At 63.9% G+C, this 17,413-nt stretch carries 12 protein-coding genes; 5 read left to right on the forward strand and 7 right to left on the reverse strand.

Annotation, left to right across the window (positions count from 1 at the left end):
- Positions 1 to 50 precede the first annotated feature (50 nt).
- The 6 genes from VIM95_RS06010 to yihA form a co-directional block, all read right to left on the reverse strand.
- The gene (locus VIM95_RS06010) at positions 51 to 6,287 is read right to left on the reverse strand and encodes an Hpt domain-containing protein (protein ID WP_331984059.1); all 6,237 of its coding nucleotides are present in this window, start codon (positions 6,285 to 6,287) and stop codon (positions 51 to 53) included.
- 77 nt (positions 6,288 to 6,364) lie between these two features.
- Entirely contained in the window at positions 6,365 to 8,596 is a 2,232-nt protein-coding gene (locus VIM95_RS06015) for a methyl-accepting chemotaxis protein (RefSeq protein WP_331984061.1), read from the reverse strand.
- 72 nt (positions 8,597 to 8,668) lie between these two features.
- On the reverse strand, positions 8,669 to 9,184 hold the full coding sequence (locus VIM95_RS06020) for a chemotaxis protein CheW (RefSeq protein ID WP_331984063.1): 516 nt from the start codon (positions 9,182 to 9,184) through the stop codon (positions 8,669 to 8,671).
- 12 nt (positions 9,185 to 9,196) lie between these two features.
- Complete coding sequence (locus tag VIM95_RS06025) at positions 9,197 to 9,556, reverse strand: response regulator (protein WP_349258178.1); 360 nt, start codon at positions 9,554 to 9,556, stop codon at positions 9,197 to 9,199.
- A 29-nt stretch (positions 9,557 to 9,585) separates the two neighbouring features.
- Entirely contained in the window at positions 9,586 to 9,969 is a 384-nt protein-coding gene (gene pilG, locus VIM95_RS06030; RefSeq protein ID WP_284195756.1) for a twitching motility response regulator PilG, read from the reverse strand.
- Positions 9,970 to 10,246: 277 nt separating this feature from the next.
- Positions 10,247 to 10,879: a ribosome biogenesis GTP-binding protein YihA/YsxC gene (gene yihA / locus VIM95_RS06035; protein ID WP_331984070.1), complete on the reverse strand. Its 633-nt coding sequence runs from the start codon at positions 10,877 to 10,879 to the stop codon at positions 10,247 to 10,249.
- A 216-nt stretch (positions 10,880 to 11,095) separates the two neighbouring features.
- Between yihA and VIM95_RS06040 the strand changes: the two genes are divergently transcribed.
- From VIM95_RS06040 to VIM95_RS06055, 4 genes are all read left to right on the forward strand, one after another.
- Positions 11,096 to 11,716 (forward strand): c-type cytochrome, encoded by a 621-nt coding sequence (locus VIM95_RS06040; protein ID WP_331984072.1) that lies wholly within the window; start codon positions 11,096 to 11,098, stop codon positions 11,714 to 11,716.
- 140 nt (positions 11,717 to 11,856) lie between these two features.
- A complete protein-coding gene (locus tag VIM95_RS06045; protein ID WP_331984074.1) occupies positions 11,857 to 13,884 on the forward strand; it encodes a cytochrome c biogenesis protein ResB in 2,028 nt (675 codons plus the stop codon).
- A complete protein-coding gene (gene ccsB / locus VIM95_RS06050; RefSeq protein WP_331984076.1) occupies positions 13,881 to 15,041 on the forward strand; it encodes a c-type cytochrome biogenesis protein CcsB in 1,161 nt (386 codons plus the stop codon). Before VIM95_RS06045 ends, ccsB begins: the two co-directional genes overlap by 4 nt.
- Positions 15,042 to 15,153: 112 nt before the next feature.
- Entirely contained in the window at positions 15,154 to 15,696 is a 543-nt protein-coding gene (locus tag VIM95_RS06055; protein ID WP_331984078.1) for a GNAT family N-acetyltransferase, read from the forward strand.
- Between the two features lie 9 nt (positions 15,697 to 15,705).
- Here the strand turns inward: VIM95_RS06055 and VIM95_RS06060 are convergent, their stop codons facing one another.
- Positions 15,706 to 16,428: a 16S rRNA (uracil(1498)-N(3))-methyltransferase gene (locus tag VIM95_RS06060; RefSeq protein WP_331984080.1), complete on the reverse strand. Its 723-nt coding sequence runs from the start codon at positions 16,426 to 16,428 to the stop codon at positions 15,706 to 15,708.
- Positions 16,429 to 16,536: 108 nt separating this feature from the next.
- Between VIM95_RS06060 and VIM95_RS06065 the strand changes: the two genes are divergently transcribed.
- Positions 16,537 to 17,091 (forward strand): thioredoxin family protein, encoded by a 555-nt coding sequence (locus VIM95_RS06065; protein ID WP_331984082.1) that lies wholly within the window; start codon positions 16,537 to 16,539, stop codon positions 17,089 to 17,091.
- Positions 17,092 to 17,413 lie beyond the last annotated feature (322 nt).

The following is a 17,413-nucleotide window of genomic DNA, read 5'->3' on the forward strand; positions in this document are numbered from 1 at the left end:
GCAAAAAAATACCCCGCCATGCGGCGGGGTATTTTTTAGGCGCGCTCCGATCAGGCGATCGGCATCTCCTCGCCGATCAGGCGGCGGATATGCTCCAGCAGTTCGTCTTCCTGATAGGGCTTACCCAGGAAGGCGTTGACGCCCAGTTCGAACGCGAAGTTCTTGTGCTTATCGGCGGTCCGCGAGGTGATCATGATGATGGGGATGTCGCGCAGGTCGGCGTTGGCGCGCATATTGCGCGTCAATTCGAAGCCGTCCATACGCGGCATTTCCACGTCCAGCAGCATCACCGCCGGGCGCACGTCCTGCAGCTTCTGCAGGGCGTCCACACCGTCCTTGGCGGTTTCCACCTGGTAGCCTTCGCGGGCCAGCAGACGGCCGGTGATCTTACGCACGGTCAGCGAATCGTCGACCACCATGACGAGCGGCGTGACCTGCAACAGCTCTTCCGGTGCCGGGGCGCTGGCGGCCATGGCAGCGTCGAAGTCGGCCACCGGGGCCTCGGCGCGACGCTGCAACAGTGCCAGCGGGTTCAGGATCAGCACGATCTCGCCGTTACCGAGCACGGTGGCACCGGCAATACCGGCCACGCGCACCAGCTGCGGGCCGATGTTCTTCACCACAACTTCCTGGTTCTTCACCAGTTCGTCGACGTGGATCGCGATGCGGCTGACACCGGAGCGTAGCAACATGATGGTGTTGTAGCGCTTCTGTTCCGGCTGGCTGTCGTAGTCGCCAAGGAGGCGCGGCAGGTAGTGGAAGGGGTAGATATTGCCCTGCCACTCGGCCTGGTGACGTTGGTAGAGCTGGTTCAGCGGGTCCAGCTTCAGTTCCTGCACCTGCTCCACCATCACCGAGGGGATGGCGAACAGCTTGCCAGCCACCCGGACCAGCACGGCCTGGGTCACCGCCAGCGTCAGCGGCAGGTGGATGGTGAAGATGGTGCCCTTACCGATCTGGGAGTCCACTTCAACGCGGCCACCCAGGTCCTCGATCTCGCTCTTGACCACGTCCATGCCGATACCGCGGCCCGACAACTGGGTCACGGCGCTGGCGGTGGAGAAGCCGGCTTCGAAGATCAGGCCCATGATGTGGGCGTCGGTGTATTCCACGCCCGCTTCGATCAGACCCTTTTCCAGGCCCTTCTGGCGTATGCGTTCGATATTGAGGCCGGCACCGTCGTCGCGCAGGGTCAGCACCAGTTCGTTACCTTCCTGGCGGGCTTCCACGACGATTTCGCCGAACTCGTTCTTGCCCGAGGCCAGGCGCTGCTCCGGCTTTTCCAGACCATGGTCGATGGCGTTACGCAGCATATGCTCGAACGGCGACACCATCTTTTCCAGCACGCCCCGGTCGATCTCGGCGCGGCCACCGCGGATTTCCAGGTTGACCTTCTTGCTGGTCTCCTTGCCGGTCTGCCGCACCAGGCGGTAGAGACGTTCGGACACCGAGGAGAAGGGCACCATGCGCACCCGCATCAGTTCCTGCTGCAGGTCGCGGGTCATGCGAGCCTGCTGGGTCAGGGCGGCGCTGGATTCGTCCAGATTCTTCAAAAGGTTGTGCTGCACGGTCGCCACGTCGTTGACGCTCTCGGCCATGAAGCGGGTGAGTTCCTGCAGACGGCTGAAACGGTCGAATTCCAGCGGGTCGAAGTCCGGCATGTCGCTGGTCTGCGCCATCTTCGACTGCATCTGCGATTCGGCCTGGATCTCGATCTCACGCAACTGGCCACGCAGACGGGCCACGTTGTCGGTCAGATCAAGCAGCGAGCGCTTCAGTGCCAGCATTTCCGATTCGATCCGGGTACGCGAGATCGACACCTCGCCAGCCTGGTTGACCAGACGGTCGACGAGGTCGGAGCGGACACGAATGGAGGACTTGCCGGCGTCGGGGTCGGACAGACCCAACTGCTGGGCCGGTACGGCACGGCCTGCGGCGGCGGGCGCGGCAGCACTGGTCGGCACCGCTGCGGCGGCACCCGCTTCGGTGGCAGCTTCCTCGGCCACCGGCTCGCCGTTGATCAGGCGGTCCTGCAGCTCGGTGATGGCGTCGAAGTCCAGGTCCAGCTCGTCCACCAGGGCGGTCGAGATATGTTCGCCTGCATTGAGCAGGCGGGTTTCCATATTGTGGGTCGCTTCACCCATGCGCATGGCACCGGCCATACGCGCGCTACCCTTGAGCGTGTGCAGTACGCGCTTGAGCGAGTCGTGGGTGTCGCTATTGCTCGGCTCACCGCGCAGGGCGCGCAGGTCGGCGGCCAGCTGCGGCATCAGCTCCTGCATCTCTTCCAGGAAGATGGGCAGCAGCTGCTCGTCCAGTTCATCCTGCACGTGGATGTCGGCCAGGCGGTCGGTACTGGTCAGCTGCAGCACGCTGCCTATGCCGTCGGGCTCGGCCAGGCTGGCGGCAGCCGGTGCTTCTTCGGCCACGACTTCGGCGACTGGCTCGAGTGCAGGTTCGACGACCGGCACGGCTTCGACCGGCTCTTCGGCTTCCAGCACGATGGCTTCGTCGACCTCGGCCAGCGGGATGGCATCCAGCAGGGCCTCTTCGGCCGGTACCGGCAGGGCCTCGGCGCTGTCGTCGTCCAGTGGCAGCGGCGCATCGATCTCGACTACTTCCGGCGCGGCCTCCAGCAGCGGCTCGGTCGCCACTTCCGGCAGTGCGGCCAGTTCGACAGCCGCTGCGGGCTGTTCAGTATCGATGTCGATATCCAGGTCGAGGTCGAGCGCATCGACGGCCAGCGGTGCTTCCACCTCTTCCGGCATGGGCACAACGGCCTCGGGCGGCAGCTCGGCGGCGGCTTCCTCCGGCGCTTCCAGCACGATGTCTGCGGCGGCCGGTTCGGTGTCCAGCGTCAGATCCAGGTCCAGGCCTTCCAGCGCCGGGGCGTCGAGCACCAGTTCGGGCTCGGCCAAGGCGGCTTCGGTCGGCAGCGCGAGGTCGGGCAATTCGCCGATATCGAGGTCCAGTGCCTGCAGATCGGGCAGCTCTCCCGGGCTGATGTCCGGCAGCTCCGCAACTTCGGGCGCGGCGGCCAGCTCGGCCGCAGGCTCAGCGGCGGGCTCGGCCACGGCGGCATCGAGGTCCAGCTCCAGGTCCAGGGTATCCAGCCCGATCGCATGCGGTGCGTCGGCGCCTTCGGCCGGGGCCTCCAGAGACAGCTCGCCCAGCGGCGCGGCGGCATCCTTGAGACGGTTGGCCAGGGCGATCAAGAGGGCCACGGTCTGCGGCTCTTCCTGCGGCGGTTCATACAGGCTGATGCGGCCCAGCATGACGCCCACCTTGTCGATACCCAAGGCCACCGTGTCATAGTCGGCGGCGTCCGGCACGATGCCGGCACGCTGGTAGGCCAAGAGGACCTGTTCGATGGCGTAACCCAGCTCGCCCAAGGCGGCAAAGCCGGTGGTGTTGGCGATACCGCACAGGGTATGGGCGGCATGCACGAATTCAGGACGGACCTCACCACGGCTGCTGAAGTCGCCATAGGCTTCGTTCAGGGTGGCGAAGTGGCGATAGGCCTCGTCCAGGAAGATGCCGAACAGTGCCTTGGAGATGACGGCCGGTCCGATCACATACTCGGTCGGCTCCTCGCTCTCCTGCGCGGCACTGGCCAGCTCGATCGCTTCCGGTTCTGCGGCAGGCAGATCCAGGAGGGCCACGTCGTCCAGTGACAGGCTGGCTTCCGGCGCAGCTTCCTCGACCGCCGGGAACTCGATGGCTGCCGGTTCGACCGCAACCGCCTCGATGGGCAGGTCCAGGTCGAAGTCCAGGCTGATCTCCTCGGCGGCCGGTACGGCTTCGCTTGCGGGCAGATCGAAGCTCACCGGCTCTGCAGCAGCGACCTCGAAGACTGGCTCGGGTTCGCCGGCCAGGGCCAGCGGAGCTTGCTCGGCGGCCAATAGCGGCGCGGGCTCCAGTTCGGCTTCCAGCGCCAGACCATCCAGTGCCGGTGCGGCGGCCAGTTCGGGCAATGCTTCGAGTTCGGGCTCAGGTTCAGGCAACACATCCAGCGCCAGCTCGACTTCGGGCTCGGCGGGGGCCGGAACGGGAGCGGGGGCAGGGGCGACTTCGGGCTCGACGCCGCTCTTGAGCTGCTCGGCCAGGGCAAAGATACCGCTGGCTTCTACCTGGGCGGCGCCGCTGCTCTTCAGTTCCTCGACCCAGCGGGAGAAGTGCTGGGCGGTGGTATCGACCAGCTGCAAGAGGGCGGGGGTGGCCCGCTTGTCGTCCTGCAGCCACTTGTTCATGACCTGTTCGACCGACCAGGCGACTTCGCCCAGCTGGTTGAGACCCACCATGCGGCCGCTACCCTTGAGGGTATGGAAGCCACGGCGGATGACGGTTAGTGCATCCTTGTTACCCGGCTGCTCGCGGATGATGTCGAGATGGCTGGTGACGGTCTCCAGCACTTCGACAGCTTCCTCGAGGTAGACCTCGAGCAGTTCGGCGTCGACGGCGGCCTCGCTGACCGCTTGCGCTGCGGCTGGGGCCGGCGCGGGCGCCGGGGCTGGGGCTGGGGCTGGGGCCTCGGGGGCGCTGACCGCGCGGGTCTCGCTTTCGGCTTCTGGGCCCTGGGCGAATTCGGCAGCAATCTGCTCCGCCTCGGTCGGCTCTGCCTCGGGCAGGGCTTCCTCGCCGCGGATCTGTTGCAGCCAGGGGGCGATGATCTGCAGCCGTTCGGCTTCTTCACGGCGCAGCGCGTCGATATAGAAGCCCAGGCTGGAGAACGCCTCCGCCAGGAATTCCAGTTCCTCGGCCGGTGCCTCGTGGTCTTCGGCCTGGTTCTGCTTGACGATCTCGGCACAGGCATCCAGCAGCTGCTGGGCGTCGTGCTCGTCGAGCATCAAGAGCGCACCGCGGATCTGCTTGATCGGGCCGGCAGTCGAGGCCAGCTCGGCACGGGTGTTCGGGTCGCGGAAGAAGTCGTCCAGCGTCTGCTCGATCTGCACTAGGTTGGCCTGCATCTCCTGCGCCACCTGGGCCATCAAGAGACGTTCCTGGGCGCGGCGCGAGACCTCGTCCAGCAGGGTGACCTCGGGACTGGCGGCATCGCCGTCGCGCAGGCGGGCCTGCATGGCCTCGGCCTGGGCCGGGAAGTCGGCCGAACGTTCGGGGAAAACGATCAGCGCGTTTTCGAGCAGCAGGAGGGCGGTAGCGACTTCCAGCGCCTGGCCTTCGGCCGGGGCGCCATTCATGCTGCCGATCAGCTGCGCGACAGCCTGCGCCAGCTGGTCAAAGCCCTTGATACCCAGCACGGCACCGCGCTTGGCCAGCTCGACGATCTGCTGCCGCACCTGCGGCAGGCGGTCGGCGGCGCCGCCACCAACGCGAGCCCAGTTGTCCTTGGCCTGGTTGATCAGTTCCTTCAGCTCGCGTGCCGCCTGCAGCGAGGCGAGCGCCTGGGCGTCGTCCTCCAGCGCGCCGGCCGGCAGCAGTTCCATCAGGCCGAAGGCCTGGCGGACGGCGGCACACTGCACGCTGTGGGTATCGAGGTGGGCGACGGTGTAGAGCACGTCGCGGAACAGCCGCTCGGCCACCTTGCCGCCGCTCTCGGAGAGGCGCTTGAGCTGCTGGTTGAGGCGGGAGAAAAGCTGCTTCTGGTCGATGTCGAGCCGGCTACGGTTATCCACCGAGCCTTCCACCATGGCGGCGGCAGCCCACCAGAAACCGCGTTGCAGGCTGCTCGACTGGCTACGCGCCACACCGAACAGGGCCTGCATCATCCATTGCGCGCCCTCGCGCTTTTCACCCTTGATCCACTTCAGAAGGCCGGCCTCGAAACGGCTACGGGCACCCTTGAGATAGTTGGGCAGGGCGCTGGCGTCGAGCTTGCTGGCGGCCAGGGTGGCCGGCAGCTCGGCGGAGAGCGAAGGGAAGAACAGGTCAGCACCGCTGCTGCTGGCTTCGCCACGCAGCTGGCGGATACGCCGATAGCTGGGCAGAAGCTTGAGCGCCAGATCGGGCGCGCCATTGACCAGCGATTCAAGGTATTGGGCCAGGCCCTGGGTGGCATCGACGATGGCATCCAGGAGGCCGGCTTCGGACCGCTCGATATTCCCGGCGGCGACTTCCAATTCTTCGGCAAAACGGGCTGCGCCCGAGAGGCCGACCATTTCGACTGCACCACGTACCTGGTGCAGATGTGTCTGTGCGAACTTGAGTTCGGCCGTATCGGCCTGGCTGGCGTATTTGGCCAGGCTCTGGCGGGCTTTCTCCAGGGCCTGGTCGATTTCGCCTTTGACCCAGATCAGCGAACCCAGATCGAATTCGGTGTGCGCGCTCATCAGTATTGTGGTTCCGCGTTATGGCTGGATGGCAGCAGGGCCGCCGCGGCCTTCGGGCGGCGGCGGCCTCGACCGAATTAAAGCTTGAAGCCCGCTACCGAGCCCTTCAGCTCGGCAGCCAGACCGGTCAGCTGACCAATCTGCACGGCGGTTTGCTTGGTACCAGCAGTGGTCTGCTCGGTAATGCGCAGAATGTCCTGCATCGAGACGGCCACCTTGTCAGCCAGTTGCTGCTGCGACTGGGTCGCTTGGGCGATGGTCTCGATCAGGCCTGCCAGCTCGCTCGACACCTGACCGATCTCGGTCAGTGCCTGGCCTGCGGCGTCAGACAGCTTGGCACCTTCCACCACACCCTGGGTGGAGATTTCCATAGCGGCCACGGCGTCGTGGGTATCGGCCTGAATGGTCTTCACAATCGCGCCGATCTGCTTGGTCGCTTCACCGGAACGTTCTGCAAGGCGCTGCACTTCTTCCGCAACCACCGTGAAGCCGCGACCGGCTTCACCGGCCGAAGCGGCCTGAATGGCTGCGTTCAGCGCCAGCACGTTGGTTTGCTCGGTAATGTCGGAAATCAGTTCCACGATTTCACCAATTTCCTGCGAGCTTTCACCCAGACGCTTAATCCGTTTTGCAGTTTCCTGGATCTGTTCACGAATTTCGTTCATGCCCTTGATCTGGTTCTGCACCGCGTCGGCACCCTTGTTGGCAGCGTCCAGCGACTGGCGCGCCACACGGGCGGATTCGACGGTGGTACCGGACACGTCGGTGATCGAGCGGGCAATGTTCTGCACCACTTCGTTAGTGTCGATAATTTCTTCGGACTGGCGCTGGGCTGCTTGCAGCAGTTCGCCCGAAATTGCCTGGGCTTGCTGGGATGCGGCCGTCACCTGGTCGGTGGCGCGGTTAATACCGATAATCAGGCTGCGCAGCTCGTCGATGGTGTAGTTCATCGAGTCGGCGATAGCGCCGGTCAGGTCTTCCGTCACCGAGGCGCGTACCGTCAGGTCACCGTCAGCGAGGTCGGACATTTCGTTCAGCAGCCGCAGAATAGCTTCCTGGTTACGCTTGTTTTCTGCTTCGATCTCGGAACGACGACGTTGCGATTCGCCGTTATACACACGGATCAGGCCGAAGAGGCCGGCGAAGGCCAGGATGGCGAACACCACTTCCAGCACGACCATCAGGATGCCGCCAGCCTGGCTTTCATAGGCTTCGGTCAGCTTCTTGCCATCCTGCAGCAGCTTTTCGCTTTCCTTATAGGTGGTCTGGTTGGCCAGGCGGGTGTACACCAGGTTCTGCATGTTGCGCGAGAAGGCGCCCACCACGGTCTCGAAATCCTTGAACATGTCGCGGATTTCGCTGAGCTTCTGCTTCACTTCCGGGTTGTTGGCGGCCGGTAGGCGCAGTTCATCGCTACCTTCGATCATCCCGTTCAGGGTGTCGCGGAAGGTGTTGGTGTCCTTACCCAAGAGGAACACCACTTCCGGGTTGATGATTTCACCGGCCAGCATGGCGTTGGCGTTCTTGGCCATACGCTGCGACAGCATCACCTGCTGGTTGGCCAGTTCGATCTCGTGGGCCGAAGCCTTCGATTCGCTCAGCAGCGACACGAGCTGCTGGGTCAGTTCCAGCAGCTTGGCATCGTTACGGTTGATCGAGCTCACGTTCTTGGTCAGCGCGATCAGCGTATCTTTCTGCTTCAGAATGATCTCGATGGTCGGCTTCTTGGGGTTGGGACGGAAGTTGGTGTCCCAGTTCTGCTTGATGCCGGCAAGAATGTCGGCAGCAGCACCGCCCGAAGCAGGCAGACCGTCACCGCCGTTGATCAGGCGGTTCAGGTCGTTGTCGAACTGGCTGTACGCCTCGGACAGCAGGCCGAAGGCCTCGGTGTTACCTTGGATGGCCTGCGCGGACGCACGGGCGATCCGCTGCGAAAGCATCTGCATTTCGGTTGAGGTCGCACGGTAGATGGCGTCGTGGCCGGAACCGCGCACCTGCAGCACCACGGTCACCGCGAAGGCGACGATGGAGACACCCATGGTCCACACGCACAGTTCGATCTGGCGGCGGATGGGCAGGTGGCCGATCAAGGGCAGCGGCTTGGCAACGCCGCCTTCCGCCTGCGGGCGGATACGGTCGAGGATGGACACCGTGCGCAGGGGGTCGTAGGCCTTTTCAGCCTTGTCGCCGCCCCCCTTCTTGCCGGTGAGCTTGTTCATCAATGTATTGCCCAGACCACCCTTGGCCGGCGCTGCCGGCTCGGCTGAGTTGCCCTTGCTGTTCGATTTCAGTTTATCCAGCAGCGCCATGTTCGCATTTCTCCCTGTTACCTTATTCGCGGGCCGCGTCGGCCTGTGATTATCGTGCCAAGTCCCGTTGCATCAGATGGTGCCGACTTGCAGGAACGGCCCCTGTTGCACCAATTCGTTGATGCGCATCTCGCGCCATTCCCGCCCGTCGCTGTCGCGCCGGGTCGGACCACACCACGGTACCGCCGGGTCGGCGGGTGCGACTTCTTCCATGTTCTGCACGTTGCGCAGACCCAACATCCGGTTCACCAGCAGAGCCGAATTGACCACGTGGCGGGGATGGATGATCAAAAGCCGGCTACCTACGCTGAGGTGGACCGGCTCGTCGCCCAGAAAGCCGGGCAGATCGACGACGCTATAGAGGTTGCCGCGGATATTGGCGACCCCCTTGAACCAGCGGCGGGTCAGCGGTACGTCGACCATGGTCGGCACCGGCAGCACCTCGCTGACATCGGTCAGGTCGACCAGCCAGGGCGTATCGCCGACCTGGATGCCGAGCTTGGTAGTGGCGGCGTGGGTCGCCGGCAAGGTTTTCAGCCTTGCGACCACGCTTTCCTGGAATTCACGGAGACTGACGCGTTTGGCCATGATGGTCTGGTGTTACCCGAGCGCCGCGATCTGCTTGAGCAGTTCTTCGGGATTGACGGGCTTGACCACGTATCCCTTGGCACCCTGGCGCTTGCCCCAGACGATGTCGGTTTCCTGGCCCTTGGAGGTACACATGATCACCGGGATGTGCGCGGTGGCATCGTCCTTGGTGATGGTACGGGTGGCCTGGAAGCCGTTGAGGCCCGGCATCACCACATCCATCAGGATCAGGTCGGGCATGATGTCCTTGACACGGGCCACAGCCTCTTCGCCGCTTTCCAGGGTCATGACCTGGAAGCCGTTCTTGGTCAGCAGTTCGCCGAGGAAATGGCGTTCAGTCGGGGAGTCGTCGACGATCAGAATTTTCTTGATGGTCATTTCAATTCATTCCTTGACGCCGTTCAGGCGTGGTTGGCATGTATGCCTACTGCTTGCAGCAGGCTGTCCTTCGTAAATGGCTTGGTCAGATATTCATCCGACCCCACCATCCGGCCACGAGCCCGGTCGAACAAGCCGTCCTTGGAGGACAACATGATGACCGGGGTGGCCTTGAATTTCGGGTTCTTCTTGATCAGCGAGCAGGTCTGGTACCCGTCCAGCCTAGGCATCATCACGTCGACGAAGATCACGTCGGGGTGATGGTCACTGATCTTGGCCAGCGCGTCGAATCCGTCTTCCGCCAGGATGACTTCGCAGCCCGCCTGGCCCAGAAAGATCTCGGCACTACGGCGAATAGTATTACTGTCGTCGATCACCATAACCTTGATGCCGGCTAGGTTCTGCATCGGCTTGTCTCCTTATGCCTACCGACGATGCACTTATGCACCTGTTACGGCGAAGGCTAACATAGCATATTGCCAGTCAAACCACTATGACGTCAGCAAGTTCAATGCCCGCTTTTGTTAAAAATACGTTGAATGGTGCGTAGGGCTAATAAAAAACCCCGGCCAAGGGGAGAAGGCCGGGGTTGAAAATGCCCGGCGCATGATGGCCGGGCACCCGCTCAGGGAGGAAGAAGCGGGAGGTGTGGTACACCTGCCGGTCTGAGTCCCTTCCCTGCGTTTAAGTTCCCGAGTCCGCATCCTCGTCTTCTTCCATCTCGCTCATGGCGGCGGCAAACCAGCCGCCAACCACGCCTTCGGCCTCTTCCATGCCGGTCTTCTTGAGGCTGGAGAACAGCTGTACCGTGCATTGTGGCCAGCCGCCCAGCTTCTTGCGTACTTCGGTCAGCGTCTTGGTCTGCTCCTGCCGGGTCAGCTTGTCGGCCTTGGTCAGCATCACATGGACCGGCCGACCGGTGGGGATGAACCAGTCCAGCATGCGCACATCCAGCGGCTTGAGCGGGTGACGTGCGTCCATCAGCAGCACGAGGCCGATCAGATTGGGGCGGGTGGCCAGGTACTGGCCCAGGAGCTGCTCCCAGTGCGCGCGGATGGGTTCGGGCACCTGGGCGTAGCCGTAGCCCGGCAGGTCGACCAGGAAGCGCCCTTGACCGAAATCAAAGTAGTTGATGTGTTGGGTGCGACCGGGTGTCTTGGAGACGAAGGCCAGTCTAGTATGGTCGGCAAGCGTGTTGATGGCGCTCGACTTGCCAGCGTTGGAGCGGCCGGCAAAAGCCACCTCCAGCCCGCCTGCAGGCAGCATGTGCAGGTCGTTGACGGTGGTATGGAAGCGAAGTTGGCGGAACAGCGACATGACTATGCTCTACAAATGGGTGTGCGGCGCCGATGCTGGCGCTGGGCGGTACGAGCACATTAACAGGCTCTAAAGGTTCGGATAGAATATCAGGTTTGAATCAAAGCCTTGGCGCGCGGATGCTTCCCAAGCTCTAGCGCAACGCGCCCTAGGCAGGCCAAAAACAAGTAAAACGAGCGTGTTCGGCGCTCACCCCGTCATCAAGGAGTTGTTGCTATGAAATGTAGCGCGCTGGCAGTCCTGCTCGGCCTCATCGCCCCCTTCGCCATGGCGGCGGAAGCCCCCGCGGCCGCAACCAAGGCCGACCCGGCCAAGGGCAAGGCGATCGTGGACACCGTCTGTGCAGCCTGCCACGGTGCCGACGGCAACAGCGCCGCCAGTACCAATCCCAGCCTGGCCGGCCAGCATCCCGAGTACATCTACGCCCAGCTCAACGCCTTCAAGAAGGGCGAGCGCAAGAACCCCATCATGGCGGGCCAGGTGGCCAACCTGTCGGACGCCGATATGCGCAACCTGGCGGCTTACTTCGGTGAGCAGAAGCCCAAGGAGCGTGCCGGTACCAACAAGGACCTGATGGCCGCCGGCAAGAAGATCTACCAAGGTGGCATCGCAGCTACCGGTGTGCCGGCCTGTATGGCCTGCCACGGCCCGAGCGGCGCCGGCATTCCGGTGCAGTTCCCGCGCCTGGGTAGCCAGCATGCTGCCTACGTGGTCAGCAGCCTGAACAACTACAAGGCCGCCACCGACCGCAAGAACGCCATCATGTCGCCGATCGCCGCCAAGCTGTCGGACGCCGAGATGAAGGCTGTCGCCGAGTACATCGCCGGTCTGCGTTAAGCAACACACCTGCCGCCGCGGGCCGACCAGCGTCGGCAACCGCAGCGCCGGGCGACAGAACAGGGCGGGAAACTTCTTCCCGCCCGCCGATACAAAGGGGTGGCCTGAGCCACCCCTTTGGTCCATGTGTGGAAATCCAAGTGCGCCGTACTTCCTTTGCGCGGGCCTGCTACGAGCTCCTGAGCTCCATGCGCTTCGCCATCAGCCTGCTGGTCATCGTTGCCGTTGCCGCCATCATCGGTACCGTGCTGCAGCAGAACCAGCCCTATCCGGACTATGTCTTCGAGTTCGGCGACTTCTGGTTTCAGCCCTTCCAGTGGCTGGGACTGTTCGATGTCTACCATGCCAGCTGGTTCCTCCTGATGCTGGCCTTCCTGGTGGTATCGACCTCGGTCTGCATCTACCGCCACCTGCCGGGCATCCTGCGCGACATCCGCTCCTACCGCGAGCATGCCAGTCTCAAGTCTTTGCGGGCCATGGCCCATCACCAGGAGCTGACGCTGCAGACCGCCCCGGCGGCTGCGCTGGAGCAGGTCCAGCTCTGGCTGCAGCAGCGCGGCTACCGCTACAAGCTGCATGCCCGCGAGGACGGCCAGCTTCTGGCGGCCAAAAAGGGCAGCATGCAGCGCCTCGGTTACCTGTTGGCGCACTCGGCCATTGTGGTGATCTGTCTGGGCGGCCTTCTCGATGGCAATCTGCCGCTCAAACTGCAGACCGAGCTGGGCATCAAGCAGGTGGAGCTGCGCAATGTGCCGCAGAGTCAGATTCCGCCGCAGAGTCGATTGAGTGAGGGCAACCTGTCCTTCCGCGGCAATATCAACCTGGCCGAAGGCACGGCCGCCGACGTGATCTTCCTCAACGCCGGCCGTGGCTACTTCGTGCAGGAGCTGCCCTTCAGCATCCGTCTCAAGCAGTTCCATATCGAGCACTACAGCACCGGCCAGCCCAAGCTCTTCGCCAGCGATATCGAGGTCATGGACCGCGCCACCGGCAAGGTCACGGCCGGCACGGTCAAGGTCAACCACCCGCTGATCGTCAACGGCATCGCCATCTACCAGTCGAGCTTTGGCGACGGCGGCTCACATCTGCAGTTCGCAGTCTGGGACTGGCACGGCAAGAGCGCCAAGCCGGTGGAGTTGAAGGCGACCTCGCAGACCACCCAGTCCTTTGACTGGCAGGGCGCGCCGCTGACACTGGAATTCGGCGACTTCCGCCCCTTCAATATCGAGAATATCGGCGCCGAGCCGCAGCCCGGCGACATGGCCAAGCTCCTGCAGGATGCCCGCCAGGTCAAGGCGCAGAAGAACGTCAAGAACCTCGGCCCTTCGATCCAGTTCAAGGTGCGCGACGGCCAGGGCCAGGCACGTGAATACCTGAACTACCTCGCGCCCTTCGAGAGCGAAGGCCGCTACTACCTGATGAGCGGTGTGCGTAGCGAGGTGGCCGCCCCATTCGCCTTTGTTCGCATCCCGCTGGACGAGGACTTCAAGGTCGACGGCTTTATGCAGCTGCGAGCCGTACTCTCGGACCCGAACGCCTGGCCGGTGGTGGCCCGCCGCATGGCCGACAAGGCCGAGCACGATGGCGCCATCAGCGGTCCCTTCCGCAAGGAATTCGAGCAGAGCGTAGGCTGGGTGCTGCAGCGCTATTCAGAGGGTGGCTTTGCCGCGCTGGAGCGCTTCCTGGGAGACCGGGTGCCCGAGGACAAGCGCCAGGCGGTGGCGCAGACCTATATCAAGCTCCTGCAGGGGGCCGTGATCGACGCCTGGGACCTCAGCCGTGAGCGCGCCGGCGAGGCGCCGCTGGCGGTGGACGAGAAGCGCTACCGCTTCCTGATGGACAGCCTGGTGGCGGTCTCCGCCAGCTTTGACTACGGCAGCGGCTTCTACCTGCAGCCGCAGAGCTTCCAGGAGGTCAAGTCCAGCGGCTTCCAGCTGACCCGCAGCCCAGGCAAGGATTTGGTCTACCTGGGTAGCGTGCTGCTCGTACTGGGCATATTCTGCATGTTCTACATCCGCGAGAACCGGATCTGGGTCTGGGTCGCCGAAGGCCGCCTCCTGATGGCGCTGAGCAGCAACCGCCGCGATGCCCTGACCGAAACCGAATTCGACACCCACCGTCTAGCCATGGCCGGCATTGCCGGCCCGCAAGAGGATAGCCAGACATGAGTACCTCTACCCTCGCGGCCAAGCCGTTATCCAAGGCCGCCCAGCCCTTCTGGCGCGACCTGCGCCTGGGCGACCATCTGTTCGCCGCCTTTGTGCTGCTCGTGGCCGGCATCGTGTTCAACCGTTACCACGCCGCCATGGATGGCTACGAGCAGGCCATCCTGGCCGGCGCTACGCTGGCGCTGATCGCCCTGGGCTGGTTCTGGAAGTCGGTGCGGGTGTTCTTCCCGGTGGCGGGCCTGTTGGCGCTGGGTGGCATCGCGCTGTATGGCGGTGATCTTGCGCGCGGCCAGAGTGCCTTCTGGCTCAAGTACGCGTTGGCCAGCCAGTCGGCCGCAATGTGGATGTGCGTGCTGTTCTTCCTTGCCACCCTCGTCTACTGGGGTGGGCTTTTGCGCCGTTCGGCCACGCTGGAGGCCATCGCCTCGGGTCTGACCTGGGCGGCGGCCGGTGCGGCCGTGGTCTGGTTTTTCGTGCGCTGGTACGAGGGTTACCTGATTGGCCCGGACATCGGCCATGTGCCGGTCTCCAACCTCTACGAAGTGTTCATCCTGTTCTGCCTGATCACCTCGCTGATGTACCTCTATTACGAGGAGCGTTTTGCGACCCGCCGCATGGGTGCCTTCGTGCTGCTGGTAGTCAGCGCAGCGGTGGGCTTTATCCTCTGGTATACCTTCGATCGCCAAGCGCATGAGATCCAGCCGCTGATCCCGGCGCTGCAGTCGTGGTGGATGAAGATCCACGTCCCGGCCAACTTTGTCGGCTATGGCAGCTTTGCCCTCGCTGCCATGCTGGGCGTGGCGCAACTGCTGGTCGCCAAGGGCTGGTTGGCATCGCGCCTGCCGGCCTACGAGACCATAGGCGAGGTCATGTATCGCGCCATCGCGGTCGGCTTTCTGTTCTTCACCATCGCCACCATCCTCGGCGCCATGTGGGCGGCCGACGCCTGGGGTGGCTACTGGAGCTGGGACCCGAAGGAGACCTGGGCGCTGATCGTCTGGCTGAACTACGCGGCCTGGTTGCATGTGCGTCTGGTCAAGGGCTGGCGCGGCAATGTGCTGGCCTGGTGGGCGGTGATCGGCCTCCTGGTCACCACCTTCGCCTTCCTGGGCGTGAACATGTTCCTGGCCGGCTTGCATTCGTACGGGGGGCTGTGAGTCCCGGTCGCCGTTATATATTCGACGGCGACAGGCTGGCTCGCTACAGTGCCAGCCCTAATTCCAACAACGGTCAGCGCACGCTGGCCGTTTGTCTTCCCAGGAACCGGCAGTGACCATCCAGCTGACACGTATCGTCGCCCCCAGCGCAGCGCAACTGAGCGAGCTCTATCAGGTTTGCAGCGAAGCGCCGCGTTACTGGCGGCTGACCGAGGGCAAGGCCCTGCCCGCGCGGGATGCGATCGCCGGCTGGTTCGATGGCAACGAGCTGCCGCCCGGGCGCAATATCGCCGACCAGCAGATCTACGGCATCCATTACGCCGGCCAGCTGGTGGGTGTGACCATGCTGCTCAAGGGTTGGCGCTATCCGGGCCAATCCATGATCAGCCTCTTGCTGCTGGCCGAGCGCTGGCAGGGGCAGGGCCTGGGGCGGCTCGCCTATGAGCGGGTCGAGCAGCTGATCCGTAGCTGGCCCGGCATGCGCACCGTGCGCATCGGCATCATTGCCAGCAATGAGCCGGCCTTTCCCTTCTGGCGCAAGCTGGGCTTTTCTGAGACCGGCGAGCGCAAGCGCGACCTGAGCTTTCTGGCCGACACCATCCTCTTGGAAAAGAACCTGGCGGCGCTGCCGCAAACCGCCGAATTGGCGGGTTAGGCAAGCGCCCTAGAAGTCGCCGTAGCGGGCCTGCAAGAGGGCCGCGATCACCGGTGCCACGGTCTCGGTACGAAAGATACGTGGCCCCAGCAGCAGGGCCGTATAGCCTTTTTCTACCGCCCACGCCTCTTCTTCCGCCGAGAAGCCGCCCTCCGGGCCGATCAGCACCTGCGCGCTGCCAATGCTGGCGGGCAGGCTGCTGAGCGGCACACCGCCTATGGGCGAGAGCAGCAGCCTGAGATCGGCCGGCGGCGCCTTGGCCAGCCACTGCTCGTATTTGATCGGCGCCAGGATCTGCGGCAGCTGGGTGCGGCCGCATTGTTCGGCCGCGGCCGCGGCCACGCCCTGCCAATGTTGCAGACGCTTCTCTACCCGATCCGCCGCGAGCTTGTAGCTGCAATAGGCCGACTGCACGATCTGTATGGTCTGCACACCCAGCTCGGTGGCTTTCTGTACCGTGTAGTCCATGCGCTCGGTGGCCGACAGCGCCTGCACCAGGGTGAGCTGCAGCGGTGATTCGCGCGTGGCAGCCAGGTGCTCGCCTACCGTCACCGCCACGTGGCGTTTGCCCATCTCCTCCACCGTCGCGCTGTATTCGCCGCCTTGGCCGTTGAACAGGGTCAGCGGGTCGCCAGGCTGCAGCCGCAGCACCTGCACATGGCGGGCCGCCTGCTCCGGCAGGTGGAAGGCAAGGCCGCTCGCGAGCGGCAGATCGACATAGAGGCGGGACATGGCGTTGGCTGCAAAGAGGATGGCGCGATTATGCCAGCCGGGGCGCGCCGGTGGGCCGGCTGCCCATGCCCTATACTCGCAGCAGGCATCCAACGAGGCGACTTCCCCATGGCCAGCGTTACCTCGCCGAGCGCCCATCTGGGCACCCCGGCGCCAGACTTTGCGCTACTTGGCACCGACGGCCGCAAACACAGCCTGGCAGACTGCCGTGGCGCCAACGGCCTCCTGGTGATGTTCATCTGCAATCACTGCCCCTATGTGAAGGCCATCCGCGAGCCCCTGGTGGTCACCTGCCGCGAGCTGGAGAGCTACGGCATAGGCAGTGTGGCCATCAGCGCCAATGACCCGGCCGACTTCCCCGAGGATGGCTTCGAGACCATGCAGGCCTATGCCAAAGCCTACCGCTTCGGCTTTCCCTACCTGTTTGATGAAAGCCAGGATGTGGCGAAAGCCTATGGCGCCGTCTGTACGCCCGAGTTCTTCGGCTACGACGCCGAGCTGCGCCTACGCTACCGCGGCCGTTTTGACGCTTCGGGCCGGCATGCGGTACCTGAGGCCGAGCGAGAATTGTTCGAGGCTATGAAGATGATCGCCATGCTGGGCGAGGGGCCGCCCGAGCAGCGGTCCGCCATAGGCTGTTCCATCAAGTGGCGTCGCGACTAGGCAACACCGTCAACCGGCCGCCTGGCGGCAAAGTACCGCTAGGTGACCGAGGAATTGCTATCTGAAATTCCGATTTCTCATCGCCAGCTATCGATCAGGCCGAATTCGGTCTGTTGTTTGATCAGCAGGTAGCTCACTGGCTGGGTGAGTGGATCAGCGCGAGCTGCGTGGGATTTTGCGTTGCGGCATGGCGGTTATAGCCAATGGCTATGGGCTGTCTAGAAGATTCAATGGCTTATCGTCGGCGCCAACTGCTGCGCTGCCGCACTCAAATGGCGCAGTGTTGCAGGGCGCGCGCACCGCCATGGTCTGTGTACTTTCG

It is taken from the genome of Chitinimonas sp. (genome assembly GCF_036568685.1).
GTDB lineage: Bacteria > Pseudomonadota > Gammaproteobacteria > Burkholderiales > Chitinimonadaceae > Chitinimonas.

Coding starts and splice junctions, on each gene's coding strand:
- ccsB (WP_331984076.1), top strand. CDS start 13,881: ATGAGTACCTCTACCCTCGCGGCCAAGCCGTTATCCAAGGCCGCCCAG.
- VIM95_RS06020 (WP_331984063.1), bottom strand. CDS start 9,184: ATGGCCAAACGCGTCAGTCTCCGTGAATTCCAGGAAAGCGTGGTCGCA.
- VIM95_RS06065 (WP_331984082.1), top strand. CDS start 16,537: ATGGCCAGCGTTACCTCGCCGAGCGCCCATCTGGGCACCCCGGCGCCA.
- pilG (WP_284195756.1), bottom strand. CDS start 9,969: ATGCAGAACCTAGCCGGCATCAAGGTTATGGTGATCGACGACAGTAAT.
- VIM95_RS06060 (WP_331984080.1), bottom strand. CDS start 16,428: ATGTCCCGCCTCTATGTCGATCTGCCGCTCGCGAGCGGCCTTGCCTTC.
- VIM95_RS06040 (WP_331984072.1), top strand. CDS start 11,096: ATGAAATGTAGCGCGCTGGCAGTCCTGCTCGGCCTCATCGCCCCCTTC.
- VIM95_RS06010 (WP_331984059.1), bottom strand. CDS start 6,287: ATGAGCGCGCACACCGAATTCGATCTGGGTTCGCTGATCTGGGTCAAA.
- yihA (WP_331984070.1), bottom strand. CDS start 10,879: ATGTCGCTGTTCCGCCAACTTCGCTTCCATACCACCGTCAACGACCTG.
- VIM95_RS06015 (WP_331984061.1), bottom strand. CDS start 8,596: ATGGCGCTGCTGGATAAACTGAAATCGAACAGCAAGGGCAACTCAGCC.